This window comes from Holospora undulata HU1 (assembly GCF_000388175.3).
GTDB lineage: Bacteria > Pseudomonadota > Alphaproteobacteria > Holosporales > Holosporaceae > Holospora > Holospora undulata_A.
This window is the reverse complement of record NZ_ARPM03000006.1, coordinates 1-3,911: the sequence shown is the minus strand read 5'-3', so window position 1 is coordinate 3,911 and position 3,911 is coordinate 1. Positions and strand designations below refer to the sequence as shown.

At 33.9% G+C, this 3,911-nt stretch carries 4 protein-coding genes; 2 read left to right on the top strand and 2 right to left on the bottom strand.

Features of this window, described 5'->3' with window-relative positions:
- Positions 1-478: 478 nt before the first annotated feature.
- A complete protein-coding gene (locus K737_RS00060; protein WP_006288517.1) occupies positions 479-1,420 on the bottom strand; it encodes a CBS domain-containing protein in 942 nt (313 codons plus the stop codon).
- Between the two features lie 214 nt (positions 1,421-1,634).
- Here K737_RS00060 and K737_RS00055 point away from each other — a divergent pair, with 214 nt between their 5' ends.
- Positions 1,635-2,348: a pseudouridine synthase gene (locus K737_RS00055; RefSeq protein ID WP_006288516.1), complete on the top strand. Its 714-nt coding sequence runs from the start codon at positions 1,635-1,637 to the stop codon at positions 2,346-2,348.
- A 59-nt stretch (positions 2,349-2,407) separates the two neighbouring features.
- Here the strand turns inward: K737_RS00055 and K737_RS00050 are convergent, their stop codons facing one another.
- The gene (locus K737_RS00050) at positions 2,408-3,184 is read right to left on the bottom strand and encodes a hypothetical protein (protein WP_024161281.1); all 777 of its coding nucleotides are present in this window, start codon (positions 3,182-3,184) and stop codon (positions 2,408-2,410) included.
- Between the two features lie 309 nt (positions 3,185-3,493).
- Between K737_RS00050 and K737_RS08620 the strand changes: the two genes are divergently transcribed.
- A complete protein-coding gene (locus K737_RS08620; RefSeq protein WP_052563198.1) occupies positions 3,494-3,748 on the top strand; it encodes a hypothetical protein in 255 nt (84 codons plus the stop codon).
- The last annotated feature ends 163 nt before the right edge of the window (positions 3,749-3,911 follow it).

Below are 3,911 nucleotides of genomic sequence, written 5' to 3'. Positions count from 1 at the left end.
ATCTTTTATTAAAACATTAATTATTATTTCAGGAGGGGATTTCAATGCTGTTAAACATTTATTTTGACACTTTCAACACTTATGCCCCACATAGGTAAAAGCTTTTTTCATAACTAAATCCTAAATTTTTAACCTTATGTATACAGAAAACAAATACTTGCGTTAAATAGCTTTGCTATCTCATCTAATTTCTTATCTCTATTGTCTTGAACCTAAATCCTTAGCTTCTCTGGGGCTATTTTATCCTTACTCCCTAACCATAGGATAGACCTAATTATTCCTTTCTTTTTTGTATCTTATCCACCACCTACTTACGCTGCTTTTACTAATTTTAAATATTTTGGATGTCGTTTTTTTGATCGTTACCAAGTTTAATATACTCTATTACTCGCTCCCTTAGATTGAAGCTGTATTTTTTCTTTGTCATTTTTTTTTAAAATAGCACCACGCTGTCCCACTTTCAAGCTAAATTACTATATTACTGAATATTCTTCCAACTGTCGTGGATGTGTATAACACCTAATGGTTTTTGTTCATGATCTATAATAAAAACAAACGTAATTTTATGAACTTCCATTAATGTCAGCGCATCATTAACAATCGCATGGGGGGGGAGAGTTTTTGGAGCTTTTTGCATAATTTCTAATGCAGAATAAGAAGTTACATCTCTAAACCGCATACAAAATCGGCGCACGTCTCCATCGGAAATTACTCCTTGTAGCTTACCTTCTTTATCGATGACTCCTGTACATCCCAGTCGTTTTTCGCTCATAACCATTAGCACCTCTGTAAAGGGCGTATCTATAGATACTAAGGGTAAATCAGAACCAGATACCATAGTGTGGATAACAGGAGAAAGCTTGAATCCCAAAGCTCCGTGAGGGTGGTGCGTTTGATAGCGCTCTAATGTGATGTTTTGTTCTAATGCACTAACCAACAGATCTCCTAAAGCCAGCATGACTAAAGAAGAAGTGCTAGGAACGCAACCAAGGGGACCGACTTCTTTAACTTCTGGTAAGCGCAATATTGTACTGGCCATTTTTCCTAACCTGTTTAAAGGAAAAGCAGTCATAAGCATGGAAAATATGTTTTTCGTTTTGGCAAAAGTAAAAATAGGGACAAGCTCGACAGACTGCCCTGCGTATGATCCTGCTAAAATTATGTCGCGCTCTCTTAATCCTCCTAGTTCTCCATGTACACTGTGAATTGCATCTAAAAACTGACATGCAATGCCAATAGAAGCAAAATTGCTGGAAATTTTTTGCAGGATAAAAGAGCTTTTTCCAACCCCAGTGCATATAATTCTTCCCTGAACTTTTTGTAATTTTTCTATACAGCTATCAAGATTTTCAGGAATTGATTCCACCATTTTATAAAGACCTGAAATATGAGAATGAAGAATGGCTTTGGGATCATACATAATTAAACACCATATTACAATTACGTCTTATTTGTTTTTTGTCTGCGTGCGCATCTTACCAATTAATTTATTACACACGTGCATTCCAACAAGCGCTTCTGGTTGAAGTCTATAGCAAGAATAGTGCTTAAGCGTCACATTCAGCAAGAGTCTTGTTAAAAATTTTAAACTATGGTAGTCTTGTTCGTTCAATTTAGTCGATTCTTAAAAGTCTATGAGGTTAGCAAAATACGTTGCAGAGCGCTCTTCTTTGTCTCGTCGTCAGGCAGAAGAGGCTATTAAGTGTCATCGTGTCAACGTGAACGGAGTTTTGGTTACTCATATGACGTGTTTTGTTTCTTCTCAAGATAGAGTGGATCTTGATGGAGTGTCTCTTGAATCTCCAGAAGTTCCATGTTTGTGGAAATGTTATAAGCCAAGAGGTTGTCTTGTAACGCGCACCGATCCTTTTAACCGCCCCACAATTTACACAGAACTTTCAAAGCCTTTGCCTTTGGCACAGCGCTTTATATATGTGGGACGACTGGATTTTGATTCAGAAGGATTGTTGCTGATGACGAATACTTCAATTTTGGCTCACATTTTAGAAAATCCTAAATACGGGTGGAAGCGGTATTATAGAGTAGAAATACAAGGCGTAAAAGCGTGGAGTTTATGCAAAGCACTGAAAGAGCCTATTTCTTATAACGGTATTCAGTACAAGGGGTGCCAAATTCAGGATTACAGCGTAGCTTTAGGGGCTACTTGGTTGACGGTAATATTGACAGAGGGGAAAAAAAGAGAAATTCGAAACCGACTTAAAGCACTTAACTTAGTAGTTTTACAGTTGATTCGTATCCAATTTGCCACAATCAAACTTGAACCTCTTCACCCAAAAGAGTGGAAAGAGGTTCCTAAAAATCATTGGGAGTCATTTCTGCTTCTGTAGAAAGCTTAGTTATATTTTGTTTATGGCTTAATTAATGTATAAATTACATATTAAAATGGTTAATTTTGCAATTCGTCATCGTTGTTAACTTCATTTATGACCTTTAATACTGATTTATATTTTTCATTTTTATTAGTTCTTTGATTTCTAAGATATTCTGATTCGTATTGTTGTATTTCTTCTTTTATAGCATTAATTAAATCTAGCCGCTTTTGTGAAAATTGTAAAAATAGTGAAACTTTTTTTGATGGCTGGGAGTTAGAAGTGATTTTAAGACTTAGAGTGTTCTTAAATACGTCAAGATATCTTGAAAAAAAACTTTCAAAATAAGTAACTAAATATTGCAACATTTTTGATTTTTCTATTAATAACTTTTCTTCTTTTAACTCGTTTTCGATTGTTTTTAAAATTTGATTACATTGCTCAGTTTCTTGCTTGTTTTGTTGAAAAAATAATTTAGAGAACTTAGAAAAAAATTTTTCTTCCTTTTTTATTGAGAGCATTTTTAGAGCTTCGTAGAATAGGGTATCAATAAAATATTTTGCTAACAGTTCTTTTTTATAACATTCAATTTCATGAATTTTATTTTCCTCTGTTTTAGAATTTCTTGTTTTTTTCTTTATATTTATTTTTTTACTCAGCATGCCTTTTAGAAAAAATTCGAACCCAACAAAAAATAATTGCAATAATTCTTCTTTTTTTTCGTATGACACGGCACTATAATTATTAATTTTTTCTAATCGTTCTATATTGTTTTCTAAAGTTTTTTCAGAAATGTGTGCGTGCGTTAAAAAACTTGTCATTAAGATTTGTAATACGTAAATTTTTTTACTCATAATATTTTTAATTAATAATAGATATATTTATTATTTTAGTACTTTTTGATTAAAAAATAATTTTTTTAGAAATATAGATAAGATCACATAAAAAAGTCATATTTAACAAATTTTGAAGCTTTTAACCATACTCCCCCTCACTTTTTTGAAGGGACTTTAAAAGATCCGAAAGACAGGCTATTTTATTAAAAATAAACAACAATGTTTTATGCAAATGAACCTTCGTACTTAGTATGATCGATCAGCGAAAGGTTCAGCATCCTGCGCTGATCCACAAGATGAACGCTCCAGCTTCAATAAAATCCCAGCTTGAACGCGTCAGGCGTTTTTTTAAAAGGACAAGGAATTGATTCTGGGCTCTTCTCAAAAGCCTTGATATCAAGCATTTGGGAGCCAGTTCCTAAAATGCATTTAATGCTCGATGGCACCAATTGGAAGTTTGGAACGCAGAATATCAATTGCCTCGTACCAGCTGTTAGAGTTGGAAAGATTGCATTTCCTTTGTTTTGGAGCATGCTTGATCACCAGGAAAATTCGCACCCCAAGCACGCATCAGTTTATTAAACCAATTTAAGGAAATCTTTAGGGTCGATAAAATTTTCTCCTTTTCAGCTGATCGCGAATTTGTGGGCAAAGATTGGATCACTTATTTGTGTGACTTATTTGTGTGACTACAAGATCCCTTTTTTATCCGTATAAAAGATAATCCATTGGCCAACTTTGGCAC